At 53.8% G+C, this 550-nt stretch carries 2 protein-coding genes; both read left to right on the forward strand.

The genetic code is table 11. The annotated features are described in order from the left end of the window. The coding region (locus CBG25_RS10870) for a DUF1320 domain-containing protein (RefSeq protein ID WP_290606604.1) at positions 1-398 on the forward strand (398 nt) is incomplete at its 5' end. Positions 399-409: 11 nt separating this feature from the next. After that, the coding region (locus tag CBG25_RS10875) for a Gp37 family protein (RefSeq protein ID WP_290606605.1) at positions 410-550 on the forward strand (141 nt) is incomplete at its 3' end.

A 550-nucleotide genomic window follows, 5' to 3' on the forward strand; every position in this document is an offset into this window, starting at 1 on the left:
TCTCCAATGTTATCATCGGCAGTACCTTAAAACTGCCATTTTTACTCTTGGTGGATCAGTTTTACATTAGCAAGTGGATCATTTTTACATTGGTAGCGACACATCTGTGCGGTCGTTACGTATTGCCACTGGAAACCGTTCCCACGGTACTGCGCGATATGGCGGTCAATCTGGTCAGCCATCGATTGTACCTGCGTCGTCCCGAAGGCCAATTGCCGGAGGCGATAAAAGAGGTGTATCGCGGCAGCTTAAAAATGCTGGAAGCCTTGCGCGACGGCAAATTAACGCTAGGGATAGCGGGACAGGGGCAGGCGATACCGGAGCCGGGGGCCTTTCATGTTCATGCCCGTCCAGCGCGCTTTAGCGGCCCCGGTGGCTTACTGGAGGAGTTTGAATGACGCTCGATATCATGCGTGCCCTTTTAGGCCTGCTGACAAAACGCTTACCGCAGCTGGAGGTCACTTTCTTTCCTGAGCAACCGGAGCGCTTTCATCTCAATCATCCGCTCGGTGCGGTCCTGCTCAGTTTTGCCCGCTCACGTTTCGGCGAC

Source organism: Arsenophonus sp. ENCA, from assembly GCF_002287155.1.
GTDB lineage: Bacteria > Pseudomonadota > Gammaproteobacteria > Enterobacterales > Enterobacteriaceae > Arsenophonus > Arsenophonus nilaparvatae.